Annotated in this window: 19 protein-coding genes; 15 read left to right on the forward strand and 4 right to left on the reverse strand. The window is 42.4% G+C overall.

From position 1 onward, the window contains the following. Positions 1-404: 404 nt before the first annotated feature. The 5 genes from J7I93_RS04745 (at position 405) to J7I93_RS04765 (ending at position 3,588) form a co-directional block, all read left to right on the forward strand. The gene (locus J7I93_RS04745; RefSeq protein WP_214987657.1) at positions 405-926 is read left to right on the forward strand and encodes a sigma-70 family RNA polymerase sigma factor; all 522 of its coding nucleotides are present in this window, start codon (positions 405-407) and stop codon (positions 924-926) included. Beyond that, positions 919-2,277, forward strand: a complete 1,359-nt coding sequence (locus J7I93_RS04750; protein ID WP_214723834.1) for a DUF4179 domain-containing protein — start codon at positions 919-921, stop codon at positions 2,275-2,277. The genes J7I93_RS04745 and J7I93_RS04750 overlap by 8 nt, the downstream gene beginning before the upstream one ends. Positions 2,278-2,497: 220 nt before the next feature. Next, on the forward strand, positions 2,498-2,689 hold the full coding sequence (locus J7I93_RS04755; protein WP_214723836.1) for a helix-turn-helix transcriptional regulator: 192 nt from the start codon (positions 2,498-2,500) through the stop codon (positions 2,687-2,689). Further along, a complete protein-coding gene (gene def / locus J7I93_RS04760; protein WP_214723838.1) occupies positions 2,682-3,260 on the forward strand; it encodes a peptide deformylase in 579 nt (192 codons plus the stop codon). The genes J7I93_RS04755 and def overlap by 8 nt, the downstream gene beginning before the upstream one ends. Positions 3,261-3,375: 115 nt before the next feature. Continuing rightward, a complete protein-coding gene (locus tag J7I93_RS04765; protein WP_214723840.1) occupies positions 3,376-3,588 on the forward strand; it encodes a hypothetical protein in 213 nt (70 codons plus the stop codon). A gap of 36 nt (positions 3,589-3,624) precedes the next feature. On the opposite strand, the gene J7I93_RS25370 is transcribed toward J7I93_RS04765, so the two are convergent. Beyond that, positions 3,625-3,756 carry a hypothetical protein gene (locus tag J7I93_RS25370; protein ID WP_277875282.1) on the reverse strand — a complete coding sequence of 44 codons (132 nt, stop codon included), beginning with the start codon at positions 3,754-3,756 and terminating at the stop codon, positions 3,625-3,627. Between the two features lie 132 nt (positions 3,757-3,888). Between J7I93_RS25370 and J7I93_RS04770 the strand changes: the two genes are divergently transcribed. From J7I93_RS04770 to J7I93_RS04795, 6 genes are all read left to right on the forward strand, one after another. Continuing rightward, positions 3,889-4,713 carry a DUF2935 domain-containing protein gene (locus tag J7I93_RS04770; RefSeq protein WP_214723842.1) on the forward strand — a complete coding sequence of 275 codons (825 nt, stop codon included), beginning with the start codon at positions 3,889-3,891 and terminating at the stop codon, positions 4,711-4,713. A 197-nt stretch (positions 4,714-4,910) separates the two neighbouring features. Next, positions 4,911-5,729: an amino acid ABC transporter substrate-binding protein gene (locus J7I93_RS04775; RefSeq protein WP_214723844.1), complete on the forward strand. Its 819-nt coding sequence runs from the start codon at positions 4,911-4,913 to the stop codon at positions 5,727-5,729. Then, the gene (locus tag J7I93_RS04780; RefSeq protein WP_214724065.1) at positions 5,716-6,417 is read left to right on the forward strand and encodes an amino acid ABC transporter permease; all 702 of its coding nucleotides are present in this window, start codon (positions 5,716-5,718) and stop codon (positions 6,415-6,417) included. Before J7I93_RS04775 ends, J7I93_RS04780 begins: the two co-directional genes overlap by 14 nt. Before the next feature lie 24 nt (positions 6,418-6,441). After that, the gene (locus J7I93_RS04785; RefSeq protein WP_214723846.1) at positions 6,442-7,176 is read left to right on the forward strand and encodes an amino acid ABC transporter ATP-binding protein; all 735 of its coding nucleotides are present in this window, start codon (positions 6,442-6,444) and stop codon (positions 7,174-7,176) included. 236 nt (positions 7,177-7,412) lie between these two features. Then, positions 7,413-8,291, forward strand: coding sequence for a GNAT family N-acetyltransferase (locus J7I93_RS04790; protein WP_251025734.1), 879 nt, complete (start codon positions 7,413-7,415; stop codon positions 8,289-8,291). A gap of 74 nt (positions 8,292-8,365) precedes the next feature. Beyond that, the gene (locus J7I93_RS04795; protein ID WP_214723850.1) at positions 8,366-9,001 is read left to right on the forward strand and encodes a universal stress protein; all 636 of its coding nucleotides are present in this window, start codon (positions 8,366-8,368) and stop codon (positions 8,999-9,001) included. Positions 9,002-9,100: 99 nt separating this feature from the next. Here the strand turns inward: J7I93_RS04795 and J7I93_RS04800 are convergent, their stop codons facing one another. From J7I93_RS04800 to spoIIP, 3 genes are read right to left on the reverse strand one after another with little or no spacing between them, the layout of a single operon-like run. Continuing rightward, positions 9,101-9,856, reverse strand: coding sequence for a (S)-benzoin forming benzil reductase (locus J7I93_RS04800; RefSeq protein ID WP_353050254.1), 756 nt, complete (start codon positions 9,854-9,856; stop codon positions 9,101-9,103). A gap of 57 nt (positions 9,857-9,913) precedes the next feature. Then, positions 9,914-10,099 (reverse strand): hypothetical protein, encoded by a 186-nt coding sequence (locus tag J7I93_RS04805; protein ID WP_214723854.1) that lies wholly within the window; start codon positions 10,097-10,099, stop codon positions 9,914-9,916. Beyond that, positions 10,083-11,219: a stage II sporulation protein P gene (gene spoIIP / locus J7I93_RS04810; protein ID WP_214723856.1), complete on the reverse strand. Its 1,137-nt coding sequence runs from the start codon at positions 11,217-11,219 to the stop codon at positions 10,083-10,085. Before spoIIP ends, J7I93_RS04805 begins: the two co-directional genes overlap by 17 nt. A gap of 420 nt (positions 11,220-11,639) precedes the next feature. Between spoIIP and J7I93_RS04815 the strand changes: the two genes are divergently transcribed. The 4 genes from J7I93_RS04815 to J7I93_RS04830 are packed head-to-tail and all read left to right on the forward strand — an operon-like array spanning position 11,640 to position 13,215. Continuing rightward, a complete protein-coding gene (locus J7I93_RS04815) occupies positions 11,640-12,251 on the forward strand; it encodes a LysE/ArgO family amino acid transporter (RefSeq protein WP_214723858.1) in 612 nt (203 codons plus the stop codon). A 14-nt stretch (positions 12,252-12,265) separates the two neighbouring features. Beyond that, complete coding sequence (locus J7I93_RS04820) at positions 12,266-12,424, forward strand: hypothetical protein (RefSeq protein WP_214723860.1); 159 nt, start codon at positions 12,266-12,268, stop codon at positions 12,422-12,424. 19 nt (positions 12,425-12,443) lie between these two features. Further along, the gene (locus tag J7I93_RS25500) at positions 12,444-12,743 is read left to right on the forward strand and encodes a GNAT family N-acetyltransferase (protein ID WP_353050255.1); all 300 of its coding nucleotides are present in this window, start codon (positions 12,444-12,446) and stop codon (positions 12,741-12,743) included. 16 nt (positions 12,744-12,759) lie between these two features. Beyond that, positions 12,760-13,215: a hypothetical protein gene (locus J7I93_RS04830; protein WP_214723864.1), complete on the forward strand. Its 456-nt coding sequence runs from the start codon at positions 12,760-12,762 to the stop codon at positions 13,213-13,215. Positions 13,216-13,480 lie beyond the last annotated feature (265 nt).

Genomic DNA, 13,480 nt, shown 5'->3' on the forward strand with positions numbered 1-13,480 from the left:
AGCGGGCGGTCTGACGCTCTCGGCGCACTCACGCCATCCGCTCCAATCAACAGGGTGTCAAAATCAACAACGAGTTTTAATATAGTCTTTAGTTAAGGCTCTTTTCGTATAGATTGTTGTTTTTGGACTATAAAGCTTGCCCGTTGATTTCCGCTCCAGTCACTTGCTTTCCGCGGGGAGGAACTGGAGCCTCCTCGGCGTTTCACGCCTGCGGGGTCTCCCGCTCCCTCTCTTCCCGCAGGAGTCAAGTGCCTTCCGCTTCAATCAACTCAGTAATTAAAACCAGTATGTAAGCAACAATCTTTGCGAAAACAGCCTTAGTTAAAAAGAAAATTAAATAGATAAAACTTTTTTTCCGTTTCGGAAGTCTAATGTACAGATAGAATTGAAGGGGGGACCCCGGTTTGGCGATCGATCCGCTTGTGCTGAAGGCAAAGGAAGGCGATGATGAGGCCTTTCTGCAAATCATCAGCATGCTAAAAATAGATTTATATAAAACCGCTCTTTCTTATTTGCGGAATGAGGAAGATGCACTAGAAGCGATTCAGGAAGTAACATTTCGAGCTTATAAAGGGCTTAAGGAGTTAAAGGAAGCTTCTTATTTTAAAACATGGCTAATCCGCATCATGATCAATTACTGCAACGATACATTGAAAAGGCAAAAGCGGATGGTTTTGAATGAGGATTTGCTCCTGACAATGGGAAAATCGGAGAGCCATTCGTTAATAGAGATTCAGGATGCCATGCAAGCTTTGGATGAGCGCTCACGAGAAATATTGACTCTTAAATATTTCCATGATCTGAAGATTAAAGATATCGCAGGAACACTTGATTGTCCGGAAGGAACCGTGAAAACCTGGCTGAACAAAGCGCTTAAATCTCTAAGAGAGAAGCTCGAGGAGAAAGGGGGGATGTCTCATGTATGAAAAAGAAGAACAGGACCTTGCAAAAATGAAGAAAAGTTTTGATGAAATAACGATTTCAGAGGAGAAAATTGACGCGGCTATTTTGGCAGGATTCCAAAAAGCAAAAAGAGAAGGGGCACCTGCAGAATCTGCAAGCATTAAAAAGCAACCCGGCCTGCGCAGGAAACGGTGGATTCTTCCCAGTGTGGCGGCAGCTGTGCTGGCGATTGTTTTTCTGACCAGCATTAGGGTATCACCGGCATTTGCCCATTATGTGGCAGAACTTCCGGGCATGCAAAAGATTGTGGAGATCATCCGATTTGATAAAGGGCTTATGTCGGCAGTGGAGAATGATTATTTACAGAAAATTGGTGTCACACAGGAAAAAAACGGGCTAAGAGTTACAATTGATTCAGTTATTGCGGACGAGACAGGATTGGTCATTTTTTATACGATGGAATCGGAAAAGAAGCAAAAGCTTTTTGATGTAGAAGAGATGGAGCTTGAGCCGGCAGATGGTACAAAATTTGTTTTAGGATCTTCCAGCTATGGTACTCATTCACCTTACGACGATAAACCGAGAAAATCGGTATCCTCTGCTTTAGAGCTTTTTTTTCAGGAGAAGCTTGAAACGAAAAAGTTCAACCTATCCATGAAAGTGAAAACGGATGATCTAAATGAAACGTTCCAAATTCCTTTTTCTATTGAAAAGCCTGTGAAGGTCAAAAAAACGTATGAAATGAACAAAGAGGTAACAATTGAAGGCCAGAAAATTACGGTAAAGGACATAACGGTGTATCCGCTCCGAGTCGCAGTCCATCTTGCTTATGACCCAAATAACAGCAAGAAAATCTTTGAGTTTCAGGATATCCGCCTGGTCGATGAAAACGGGGAGTCCTGGACGAAAATTTCCAATGGCATAACAGCCAGCCATGTCAGTGATCACGAGGATATTCTTTACCTCCAAAGTAATTACTTTAAGGAACCGAAACAATTATACCTGGTCATGAATAAAATTCAGGCTGTTGATAAGGATGAAGCATATGTCTTAGTTGACACGGATAAAAAAGAGATTTTGAAGCAGCCAAAAGGGTCAAAGCTCTCCTGCGTAGAATGGGAAGACGATATGCTGATGTTCACACTTGATACAAAAGAAGACTTTCATTACTTCCTTTTTAACAGTGTGAAGGACGCGAATAACAAAGATATTTATGATGGAATGTCTACTTCTTACCGGGAAGAAGGGGGTAAACAGAAGATCGGCATCTCACTCCCGTCAAGAGAGGAAACTGATTATAAAAACCCTTTAAGACTGGAACTTTCTTTCTTCCCTGCCTGGATTGAAGGAGATGTAAAAATGAAGGTTAAGTAACCGAACCAGTGTGGGCAGTGCGCCCACACTGGTTTTTTGCTAAAAAAGCGGTTTCGCGGATAAATGCAAATAAATCGCGGCGATTATATTTGTTTTTTCGCGGATATAGACGATATTTCGCGGATAAATTTTTTCCGTGCAGAAGAATGTCCAATTGGTTGGACATCATCACAGCCAAAATGATACGATAAATACAGTTTCAGCCCAAAAAGGTGATAATATGAAGAATAAAATAAAAGAAATGCGGAAAAAGCTGGGGATTACGCAGGAAATGCTGGCAAAAGAGTGCAGTGTGGTCAGGCAAACGATCAATTGCATTGAAAATAATAAGTATGACCCAACCCTGGAGCTTGCTTTTAAGATTTCCAAAACATTAAATGTAAAGGTAGATGAAGTATTTATTTATGACTAAATTTGATGCAAACACAATAATTACTATGAAAGATATTGTTCGGGAGGGCGATCCGGTTCTGCGCGAAGTGACGAAGGAAGTTCCCATACCGCTTACTGAAGAGGACCGTGGAACGTTAATCGCGATGATGCAGTATTTGAGAAATAGCCAGGATCCTGCCACGGCGAAAAAATATAGCCTGCGCCCGGGGGTCGGTTTATCAGCAAACCAAATTGGACTGAACAAACGCATGTTTACAGCATATTTTAGCAATGAAAAAGGCGAGCCGCAGGAATACTTTGTAATCAATCCGAAAATTATCAGTCACTCAGTGGGCGTGATTTTCCTTCCTGATGGGGAAGGATGCCTGTCTGTAGACCGGGATGTTAAAGGGTATGTCCCGCGTTATGAACGCATTAAGGTAAAAGCATATAACCTGGAGGGCGAAGAAGTAACCCTTCGTTTCAAGGGAGTCCCATCCATTATTATGCAGCATGAAATTGATCATCTGAACGGGATTATGTTTTATGACAGAATCGACAAAAACGACCCATTTAAAGTGCCGGAAAACTCCGTAATGGATCATCTTTAATAACGAAAGCATAGGACACACTGTGTTCTATGCTTTTTTGTTTTACCCGAGTACAGGTGTGGTAAATATTTAATACTCATTTATCAAACACTAAAACGAAAAAGGAGGAATGGTAATGGACGAGAAAGCGGCTGAAACGAATATAAAGCTGAATGAAAAGCTGGAAGATCAGAATATCCACTCTAAAATGAGCAGCAGGACAGAAGCAGAGGATGCCAATCTTAAGCTTCAGGAAGCGATGAATAATAGAGAAGAGCACCAGAACATGGCTCCAACCTATCTGTATAACAATACGCCTGCTATTAAAATATCTGGGGACGATGAATAGGAAAAACCGGCTTTGAACAGAAAGCCGGTTTTTTCTTTAATCCATATCCGTCTTATCGTTTTGATCCTTATTTCGCTTATTGCCTTTGCTGTTATCTCCGCTGATCGGTGATTGGTTTCCTCTTGGTGAGTTTTGATTTTTGCTGCCTTTGTTATATTTTTTCGTCATGGTGATTCTCCTTTCTTAAAAATGCTCCCTTATTTTCTCTAATTCACCCCTTTTTTATCCGAAATGCTCCATTCATCATTCCTTTTCGAAAAGCATATACATCTAAAAGGATTAATATGGGGGGATAGCAGGATGAATGAAATAGGGCTGACGCCTTGGGAGGAGCATGCCTTTTGGCTGGAAATTCTCGAGGACCATGCAATTTTTGTAAGAGACCATCTTTCACCGACAGAAACAAAATACGTAAAGAGAGCAGATGAATATAGACAAGCCTTTCGGAATCTGCGCAGCAGGCTGAACCAACTTCCGCCTTCTGCACAGGCAAATTCCCAGGAAGCCATTTCTTTTGCAATGGAAGTATGGCCGATTGCAAACGGCTATTTTCAATTCGAAGGAAAGCTGCAGAATTTACGGATTAATAACGTGGTTAATATAAACCTTTCTCCAACATACTTCAACGGTACATTAAGCGAGAACGAGGAATACTTGCGGCTGTTAAGCTATTATGCAAAAGGGCTGACACCGCCGCCTCAATCTCTAGTTGACTTGCTTGATTTATGGCTGGAGGACCAGCTTGGCCATATTGTTCTGCTGAGGAATTCAATTGATCCAATTGAGGTTTTTGTTGAGGAGAAGGCCGAAGTCTATACGCGGATATTCCAGGGCTTCATGGTGCAGAACCGCCATATGAAGGGATATCTGAAATTCACACAGCCGGGATTTCCGCGCCAGCAGGAATTGGCACGTGATGTTGGGCTTGCTGTTATTGAAATGAATGAATACATTAAGGGAATTGTTCAAAAATACGCCGGCAAAAGGATTCTTAATAAAACGACGTTAAGATTTCTCGAGCACCATTTCCCGGAAGCTTGCTATTTAATAAAAAAACTTAGTTATTATGCGCCCGAGCTGGCAGGAGAAGCTTCCAAATGCTCGCTGAAAAAGCCTTCTTATTAATAATCCTTCCTTTTAACCTTCTTGCTCAAAGAAGGTTTTTTGTTTGGGAAAGAGTCCCGTTCAAAGAAAGATTGCAGTAGTAATTTGGCTATTAAAGGAAAAGCTATAAAAGTAAGATTTTTTCTTTTGACAGATGTTAATTCATATAATAATATTGCTAATGCTAATAAAACACATCAGAATTAGGGGGATTAAAAATGAAAAAATTTACGATGCTTCTCATGCTGCTTATGAGCACTTTGTTGTTAATTGCAGGCTGTGGAACGAATAAAGCGAATCCAGAAAACACTGCAGAGGAGAAAAATACGACCGAGGACCTATTGGCTAAAGTTCAGGATGAAGGAAAATTAAAAATCGGAACAGAAGGGACATACCCTCCATTTACCTTCCATGACGAAACAGGTGAACTGACAGGATTTGATGTTGAAATTGCGAAAGAGGTGGCGAAAAGACTGGATCTAGAACCGGTATTTTTAGAAACACAATGGGACGCAATGTTTGCTGGTTTGGATTCTAAGCGTTTTGATATGATTGCAAACCAAGTAGGAATTCGCCCTGACCGTCAGGAAAAGTACGATTTTTCTGATCCATATATTTCTTCTGCGGCAGCACTAATCACTCATGAATCCAATAATACTATTTCGGGCTTTGAAGACATCGAAGGATTAAAAGCTGCCCAGTCCATGACAAGTAATTATGCGGATCTTGCCAAGTCCTATGGAGCGGAGATTGTGGGTGTAGAAGGATTTAATCAAGCGATTGAGCTAATAAATTCCAAGCGTGCTGATATTACAATCAACGATAATTTATCGTTTTTGGATTTCAAAAAGCAAAAACCTGATGCTCCGGTTAAAATGGTTGCAGAATCTGAAGATGCTTCTCAAAGCGGCTTGATGTTCCGAAAGGGAAGCGACACATTGGTGGAAGAAGTTAACAAAGCCTTAAATGAAATGATTGAGGATGGCACGTATCTAAAAATCTCGGAAAAATGGTTTGGCGAAGATGTACTTAAGTAGTATTTTTTTAGACCCTGAAAGGGTCTCCAGGCTTATAGAGATTGGCAAGAGTTCATTCCAGCCTTTACTTGAAGGTGCCATTATATATACCATTCCATTGACGCTGATTTCATTTGTATTCGGTTTGGCATTGGCGATTTTAACGGCTCTTGCACGAATTTCAGGCAATAAGATTCTGCAGACAATTGCTAGAATTTATGTATCAGCAGTAAGGGGAACCCCGCTGCTTGTTCAGCTCTTTATTATTTTTTATGGGCTGCCGACCATCGGAATCATTATTGATCCATTCCCTTCTGCTGTTATAGGATTTTCGTTAAATGTAGGGGCATATGCTTCTGAAATCATACGTGCAGCGATCTTATCGATTCCCAAAGGGCAATGGGAGGCTGGATACTCTATTGGAATGTCATATCCGCAAACTCTTAAGAGGATTATTCTTCCGCAGGCATCCAGGGTATCGATACCGCCTCTTTCTAATACATTTATCAGTCTTGTAAAGGATACATCTCTGGCTTCCATGATCCTGGTTACAGAGATGTTTAGAAGAGCACAGGAAATAGCAGCAACCAATTATGAATTTTTGCTTCTGTATATGCAGGCTGCCCTCATTTATTGGGTAATTTGCTTTTTGCTCTCCATCGTGCAGGGAAGGATTGAAAACCGCCTTGACCGGTATGTTTCTTCATGAAAAGGCTAGACAAGGAGCAATTCAATGATTAAGATAAACGATTTGCATAAGCAGTTTGATCAGTTAAAAGTATTAAAAGGAATTAATCTGGAAGTGGCTAAAGGAAAAGTTGTAGTGGTGATCGGACCGTCTGGATCAGGAAAAACAACATTATTGCGCTGCTTGAATGTTCTCGAACAGCCTACATCTGGGCAAATTGCGATTGAGGATCAAGTTCTTGATTTCTCACAGCAAGTGCCAAAGAAAAAGATCCCTTCTTTTCGCCGCCTTACCGGAATGGTTTTTCAGAACTACAATCTCTTTCCCCATATGACTGCACTCGAAAATATCATGGAAGGGCCTGTAACAGTTAAAGGTGAAAAGAAGGAAGCTGCCAGAAAAAAGGCCGAAATGCTTTTAGGGAAAGTAGGTTTGGGTGATAAGATCCATTATTATCCCTTTCAGCTTTCGGGAGGCCAGCAGCAGCGGGTAGGGATTGCAAGGGCACTTGCTATGGAACCAAAGGTCATGCTCTTTGATGAGCCCACTTCTGCCCTTGACCCTGAGCTTGTTGGGGAAGTGCTGAAGGTGATGAAGGATCTTGCCAATGAAGGAATGACGATGGTCGTTGTTACCCATGAAATGAGATTTGCCAGAGAAGCAGCAGATGAAGTCATTTTCATGGATGCCGGCGTGGTAGTGGAACGCGGCAATCCTGAACAGATATTCTCTAATCCAAAAGAGGCTCGCACCAAACAATTTTTAAATCTGATCCAATAAACCAAAACTCCGCGGATAAACAGCGGAGTTCTTACATATTATCTGCGTTCCCCCTCATAGAATGGCGATTTTCTCTTTTGCAAAAAAAAAATGCTTCCAATTTGGAAGCGAAAAAAAAGGGGGATTTACACTTGTAGGAATAGTATGTCCAGCCCTATTATTCTTTATTCACGTTTCTATAAAAAATTCAAAAAAAATCTGCTATTCTAATTAGTATAGGGGGAAGGAGCTTGCCAATGCTGAATTTTATCAAAGACTATAAACACCATGAACTGTACCGGGAGAGCTTTAACAGCCTTGCCTGCAAAGTATTCGGAATCACTTTTGAACGCTGGTATAAGGAAGGGTTTTGGGGAGATAGCTATATTCCGTATTCCTATGCGGACAAATATGAGATTGTCGCCAATGTTTCTGTTAATGTTGTTAACCTATTGATACACGGGGAAATCCATAAAGCAATCCAGATTGGAACTGTCATGACACATCCGGATTATCGGGGCAGAGGGCTATCTGCCGATTTGATGAATAAAGTAATCAGTGATTATGAAAGCAAATGTGATCTACTCTATTTATTCGCCAATAGGTCTGTGCTTAACTTCTACCCGAAGTTTGGCTTTAATCCTTATGAAGAAAAGCTTTTTTCGATTGGAACCAGTGACCTTAAACCTTCACCGCTGGAGGGCATCCGAAAGCTAAATGGCTCCAGCAACGACGATCTCCAATTCATTCAAAAGTTTGCCTCGAAGAGAATGCCCCTCTCGACCAGCCTGGCAGCTGAGGGTACGATTAACATTCTTATGTTTTACTGCAGCCATGTTTTCAATGAGGATATATATTGGCTTGAGGATGAAAAAGCAATCGTTCTATTAAAAGAAGAACAGGGAACGCTGCATGTTTACGATGTGATCTCACATGCAAAGATACATATAAAACCTATCCTTTCCAAATTCATTTCAGGCAGGACAAAGCAAATCCTGTTCCATTTTACCCCCAGCTTTCCGGATATTAATCCAGCAGCAAGAAGCTTTCAACCGGACGAGGTGCTTTTTTTCCGCGCCAAAAAAGAACTGATGCTTCCAGTCCATTTTAAGCATCCGCTGACAGCACAGGCTTAGCTATGGAAGAATAAGGTTTATTCCCCTGTTTGAGTGCTATACTAATTAGAGGATCATGTGAAAGAGGTGTGGAGATGAGAGAAAATATTTTAGTATGTGTCAGCAACCCTAACCATGCGGAAAGGCTGGCCCAAAGAGGAAAAATATTAAAGGACGCTTTCCAGGGGGAAGGGTATATTCTCTCCGTAGAAAACCAGAAACATGAAGATCTTGACTTTAATGAGCTGCAAACGAAATTTCTGTTCGAAAGTCTGGCAGAAAAATACGGACTGAAAATGCTCTCAAAACACTCAGAAGGCAAGAGAATCGCCAAAGTGATAGCGGATGTGGCCCAGCAATATAAGATCACCCAGATTATTCTCGGGCAGGCTGTCCAGACCAAGCTTGAACGGATGGTAAAGCATTCGCTGATCAACGAGTTGTTCGAGCTGCTCGAAGGGGTAGACATCCATGTAGTGGAGGTCACGAGAAAAATCCATGATTCATCAGAGGATTGGGATAAAGGCTTTCCCGCCCAGCTTGTCAAAAAAGGGTCTGAATACCATTTAACGATCGGCGAAAAGCATGAGAAGGGAATTGATGGAATTTTCTTCAAAGAATTATCCTCAGACTTTTCGAATGGATTTTTCGTTATTCAAAAAGATAAAAACCATGAAGTCGTCCGGATTCACCATGGTGTCGTGGACAGTGATATTTTAGGGAAAGAATAGCTTCTATTAACTGTCTAGCTCCAGGTGCCTTGCGCTTTTTTTTAAATTGAAATGCCGGCTGTTCAAAAGTAACAGCCGGCTTCGCTATTGGAGCTACTATCAAATCAAATCGTTCACATAATAAACTTTTCCGCTTTCAAGCTCTTTATTCAGCATAAGGTCGATCAATGCATCTGCCACGGTATCTGTATCTCTCAGCATACCCTTTTCCTTGTATGTTTGGAACTTTTCAAGGTCATGAAAGTCTTCCTTTGCCGAGGAACGGATGATGCCCTGCATATCTGTGTCCATGACACCAGGGCTGTATGCGATGATTTTGTGGCTGCTGCCTGCTGTTTGCTGTTCGAGTGCGGCTGTTTCTGTGAACATATTTATTCCTGCCTTTGTGCTGCAATAAGCACTCCAGCCCTGAATGGGCCTTTCTGCCGCGCCCGAAGTAATATTGACAATGGTCATATCCCGTAAAGCTTCACCCAGCAGGATGTTCGAGATCATGAAAGGTGCGATCAAGTTGACGTGCACATTTTGGATTAAAGCCTTGTGATCCAGGTTGCCGGCTGTCCCGATTGGATCAATGACCCCTGCATTGTTAAAAACATAAAGAGCTTCCGGCTGCTTTTCCCGCAATAGCTCTGTAACTTCCCCAAAGACGGATTCCACTTCCTCAGGCGAAGCCAGGTTGCAGAAATAGTGACCGTAGAAGACTTGATTCTCTGCAGCAAACTCTGTCAGTTCCGGGTTTTCTGTTCTCGATACAGAGATGATGCCTGTTCCTTCTTTGATCATTCTCTTTGCGATGGAAGCTCCAAGGCCTTTGGAGGCCCCTGTAATGACGGCCAATTTCAATTCAATCACTCCTATTTCCTGTCTTATTATGTCTATTAAAACAGAAAATAATAAATTTTGCCTGCATCAGCCATTGCGGTCCGGCCCGTATTGTTTCATTTCGTCTTCAATTAAGTTGATAATCGAGAGAATGACTCCCGAGAGCAGACAGGCAACTGTGAGGGTGCTAAGACCAAACAAAAGGTAGGTAATCATGGTGCTGAAAAATGTAAACAGGAGGCAGTAATGGCTTGCTTTAATTTCCTTCCGCATTGACCGTCTCTGCCTTCCAGTAATATTCGCTGAACACTTCAGCAAAAGCCTCAATCGAATGGTTCAGCTCATCCAGGGTATTTTCCACTCCTCCGAATTCCAGCAGAAGGGCTCGCTCGGAAAGATCCTGGTTATAAATGCCGTTGCCCTCGCTTTTCCCTTTTACAAAAACACCCCTGCTGATCCCTTTATACTTTGCCTCAAGTGCTTTATGGAGCTCCGAGGCTACTTTCAGGTTTTGCTCGTAATTTTTATGCTCTTTTCCAACAATAAAAAACAGGCGTGCATACGGCTTCTGGCCGATTAAAGCAGTTGTTTCCTCCCGGGGAAGTGAATCCCTGTGGATATCAATTAAAAACTTTACGTCCTTATTCTCAGCCAGGGCTGCTTGCACAGTCTCCCGTGAAAGAGAATAAGAGCTTTCCCAGCTCCAGCCCTTCTTTTTTAGCTCTGCGGCTGTATTCGTTTTATCATGCTCAGCCCCTATGCCTTTTGCCGCAAGCTCTTCACTCAGCTTTTTTCCGACAGCGATCACATTAACCTGTTCATTTGGGCTGACCGCCTCATTTGAATCCTTCACATCTTTTAAAAGCGGTGCAAACGACTCCCAGCTATGAGAATGATAGATGAGGACACTTTTTTTATCCGGAATGGCTGGCGGTGCGGCGATGCCCCCGCTATCCCCATTATTCAGAGCAAGCTCTCTTTCTTTTAAAAGAACTTCAAGAGGCGGTGCAGACTCTACCGGGAGATTGGTAAAATCGGTTCCCTCTCCGGCAACGGCAATGCCGGTGTCAAAGATAGAAAAACCAGGCAGTTCGCGTCCAAGGAATGTTCTGACGTCCTGTGGCTGGGTGTTGGTGGCCAGCTTGAAGAGTGTTCCTGAAAGGGAATAGCTTTCGGTTGGCACATCCCGGTAAAAATAATGGTTCTCAGCTTTCAGGAAGTGGATGAACAGCTGATCTGCCTTAATATCCTTTAGCAGCAGATTCATATGGGAAGAAGTAAAGGCGGACGGATACTTCGTTACAAGCCCAGCAAGAACCACAACCGCACAAATACTGAACACCCAGCTGTTTATGTAAAAGAAAACAGAATGGACTCTTAATTTTGAATTCATTTGGATCCCTCCATCTCTTCAAATATATGACGGATAAGCTAATTTAGAAGATGAGCAGGAAGGAAAAAGGGAAATGAAAGACGAATAAAAGAAGGTCTATTGTAAACGCTGTTTTCGCAAAGTTTGTTGCTTTCGAACCAATTTTAATCACTGAGTTGATTGGAGCGGAAGGCGCGAGATCCTCGAAAATGCTGCCGCATTTTCTTACGGAGGCGTCCGTTCGAAGAAGCTTATTCAACGTCCTACGGGAGTAGCGTTCCAAGGGAGACCCCGCAGACTCGGGAGCGTCGAGGAGGCTCCCGGTAGCCCCGTGGTTCGCTGAGTGCCTCGTGCTGAAATCAACGGGCAGATTTCTTATGCAAAAACAACAATCTATACGAAAAGAGCCATTGTAAAGGAAGCATGAAAGGAATTATTAGCATGTTAACTGCAATTATCCATGGTTTTGTGCTTGCATTTGGCTTGATTTTGCCGCTTGGTGTCCAAAATGTCTTCATCTTTAATCAGGGTGCACAGCAAAAAACATTTGTAAAAGCCCTTCCCGCCGTTGTTACAGCGTCACTTTGTGATACGATGCTGATTTTGCTGGCTGTGCTGGGAGTGTCAGTCGTTGTCCTGGCTAATGCCGTTCTTAAAACTGTTCTTCTTGGTGCGGGAATTTTGTTCTTGATCTACATGGGGTTTGTAATATTTAGAAGCAAACCTGCCAGCCAGGAAGGTGCCGCAGCTACTAAGTATGCCCCAAGGAAACAAATCCTGTTCGCCGCCTCCGTTTCCTTATTAAATCCCCATGCCATTCTGGATACAATAGGGGTCATCGGCACCAGTTCCATCAGCTACAGCGGTCAGAATAAATGGGCCTTCTCAGCAGCTTGCATAGTCGTATCCTGGCTTTGGTTCACTGGCCTGGCATGGGTGGGCAAGGTAACCGGAGAGCTGAAATCAGCGGGTACTCTTGCTGCCATTAATAAAGTGTCCGCATTGATCATTTGGGGTACGGCATTGTTTCTGTTTTTTGATCATTTTTTATAAAAGGAGAATGCAAGATGAATTCCATTTTAGAAGAGGTCAGTGAGGAGCAAAAGCATGTGCTTGGGAACCTTCTGGAGTTCTATGTGTATGAATTTACTGCTTATCTGGATATCGAATTAAATGAGGAAGGACGATACGGCTTTAAAGATCTGGATCTATACATAAAGCAGTGAGGAGTTCTTTCCTTATTTTATTAAAGTGAATGGGAACCTGGCCGGCTTTGCGATCGTGAAAAAACATAGGAGTGCAGATTTTGATTACAGCATGGAACAATTTTTTGTTATGAAAAAATATAATCGGAGGGGAGTTGGCCAAGAGGGGGCCAAATTAGCTTTTGAAACATTCAAGGGACGCTGGCGGATTACGCAAACCGAAAAGAATTATCCAGCACAAGCCTTTTGGAGAAAGGTCATTAAGCAATATACGGGTAACACCCATGAGGAATCTTATGATCAGGATAGACGATCTGTACAGAGTTTTTCAAATCTATAAAGGGGAGATGTTTTGAATGGCACAGCCATCTGTTATAGAAATAGAGGATCACAAAAAAATCGCCATCAGCCTTTTCAATAGAGTATGGGACTTGATGGAAAAGCCGGACAGAACCAGGGAAGAAGACCTGCAAATGATCCATATGGTGCATACTTCACGCTTCCATTGGGAAATGGCAGGGAAGCCTGTTAATCTTTCAAGGGGAGAATGGCAGATTTCCAGGGTGTATACTGTTTTGAACAGAGCGGAACCGGCACTCTACCATGCAAAAAGGAATCTTGAAATTTGCCTTGATCATAATATAGGAGACTTTGACCTCGCGTTCGCCTACGAAGCGCTCTCCCGGGCATACAAAACTGCCCAGGACGAAGAAAATACCCAGCATTATAAAAAACTGGCCTATGATGCAGCAGAACTGATTGCAAAAGAAGCGGACAAAAAAGTTGTTCTGAATGAACTTGCTTCCGTTTAGTATATAAATCAAAATAATTAGCAAACTTATTTACTGTTGGAATAAAAGTCTCTTTTCTAAAAGATTGTTGTTTTTATGTAGATCTGGAAACAAAAACATTGATAAATAAGGATGGTTGATTGGAGCGTAAGGTGCGAGACTCCAGCGGGAGGAGGCTCACCGCCCGCCCCGCGTTCGCTGAGCATCCTGGAGCGGAAATCAACCACTTCTCACTACTTGTTTAAAAAGCAGCAAAGTTTGCAATGACAGCCTAATAAAAAGACCT

Origin of the sequence: Bacillus sp. ISL-47 (assembly GCF_018613175.1) — a bacterium.
GTDB lineage: Bacteria > Bacillota > Bacilli > Bacillales > Cytobacillaceae > Cytobacillus.

Excerpts from the sequence above, each read along its gene's own strand:
- J7I93_RS04820 (WP_214723860.1), top strand. The coding sequence starts at position 12,266 with ATGAATTCCATTTTAGAAGAGGTCAGTGAGGAGCAAAAGCATGTGCTT.
- J7I93_RS25370 (WP_277875282.1), bottom strand. The coding sequence starts at position 3,756 with ATGACGAAAAAATATAACAAAGGCAGCAAAAATCAAAACTCACCAAGA.
- J7I93_RS04805 (WP_214723854.1), bottom strand. The coding sequence starts at position 10,099 with ATGCGGAAGGAAATTAAAGCAAGCCATTACTGCCTCCTGTTTACATTT.
- J7I93_RS04765 (WP_214723840.1), top strand. The coding sequence starts at position 3,376 with ATGGACGAGAAAGCGGCTGAAACGAATATAAAGCTGAATGAAAAGCTG.
- J7I93_RS04750 (WP_214723834.1), top strand. The coding sequence starts at position 919 with ATGTATGAAAAAGAAGAACAGGACCTTGCAAAAATGAAGAAAAGTTTT.
- J7I93_RS04780 (WP_214724065.1), top strand. The coding sequence starts at position 5,716 with ATGTACTTAAGTAGTATTTTTTTAGACCCTGAAAGGGTCTCCAGGCTT.
- J7I93_RS04775 (WP_214723844.1), top strand. The coding sequence starts at position 4,911 with ATGAAAAAATTTACGATGCTTCTCATGCTGCTTATGAGCACTTTGTTG.
- J7I93_RS04795 (WP_214723850.1), top strand. The coding sequence starts at position 8,366 with ATGAGAGAAAATATTTTAGTATGTGTCAGCAACCCTAACCATGCGGAA.
- J7I93_RS04785 (WP_214723846.1), top strand. The coding sequence starts at position 6,442 with ATGATTAAGATAAACGATTTGCATAAGCAGTTTGATCAGTTAAAAGTA.
- spoIIP (WP_214723856.1), bottom strand. The coding sequence starts at position 11,219 with ATGAATTCAAAATTAAGAGTCCATTCTGTTTTCTTTTACATAAACAGC.
- def (WP_214723838.1), top strand. The coding sequence starts at position 2,682 with ATGACTAAATTTGATGCAAACACAATAATTACTATGAAAGATATTGTT.
- J7I93_RS04790 (WP_251025734.1), top strand. The coding sequence starts at position 7,413 with ATGCTGAATTTTATCAAAGACTATAAACACCATGAACTGTACCGGGAG.
- J7I93_RS04755 (WP_214723836.1), top strand. The coding sequence starts at position 2,498 with ATGAAGAATAAAATAAAAGAAATGCGGAAAAAGCTGGGGATTACGCAG.
- J7I93_RS04830 (WP_214723864.1), top strand. The coding sequence starts at position 12,760 with ATGGCACAGCCATCTGTTATAGAAATAGAGGATCACAAAAAAATCGCC.
- J7I93_RS04770 (WP_214723842.1), top strand. The coding sequence starts at position 3,889 with ATGAATGAAATAGGGCTGACGCCTTGGGAGGAGCATGCCTTTTGGCTG.
- J7I93_RS04815 (WP_214723858.1), top strand. The coding sequence starts at position 11,640 with ATGTTAACTGCAATTATCCATGGTTTTGTGCTTGCATTTGGCTTGATT.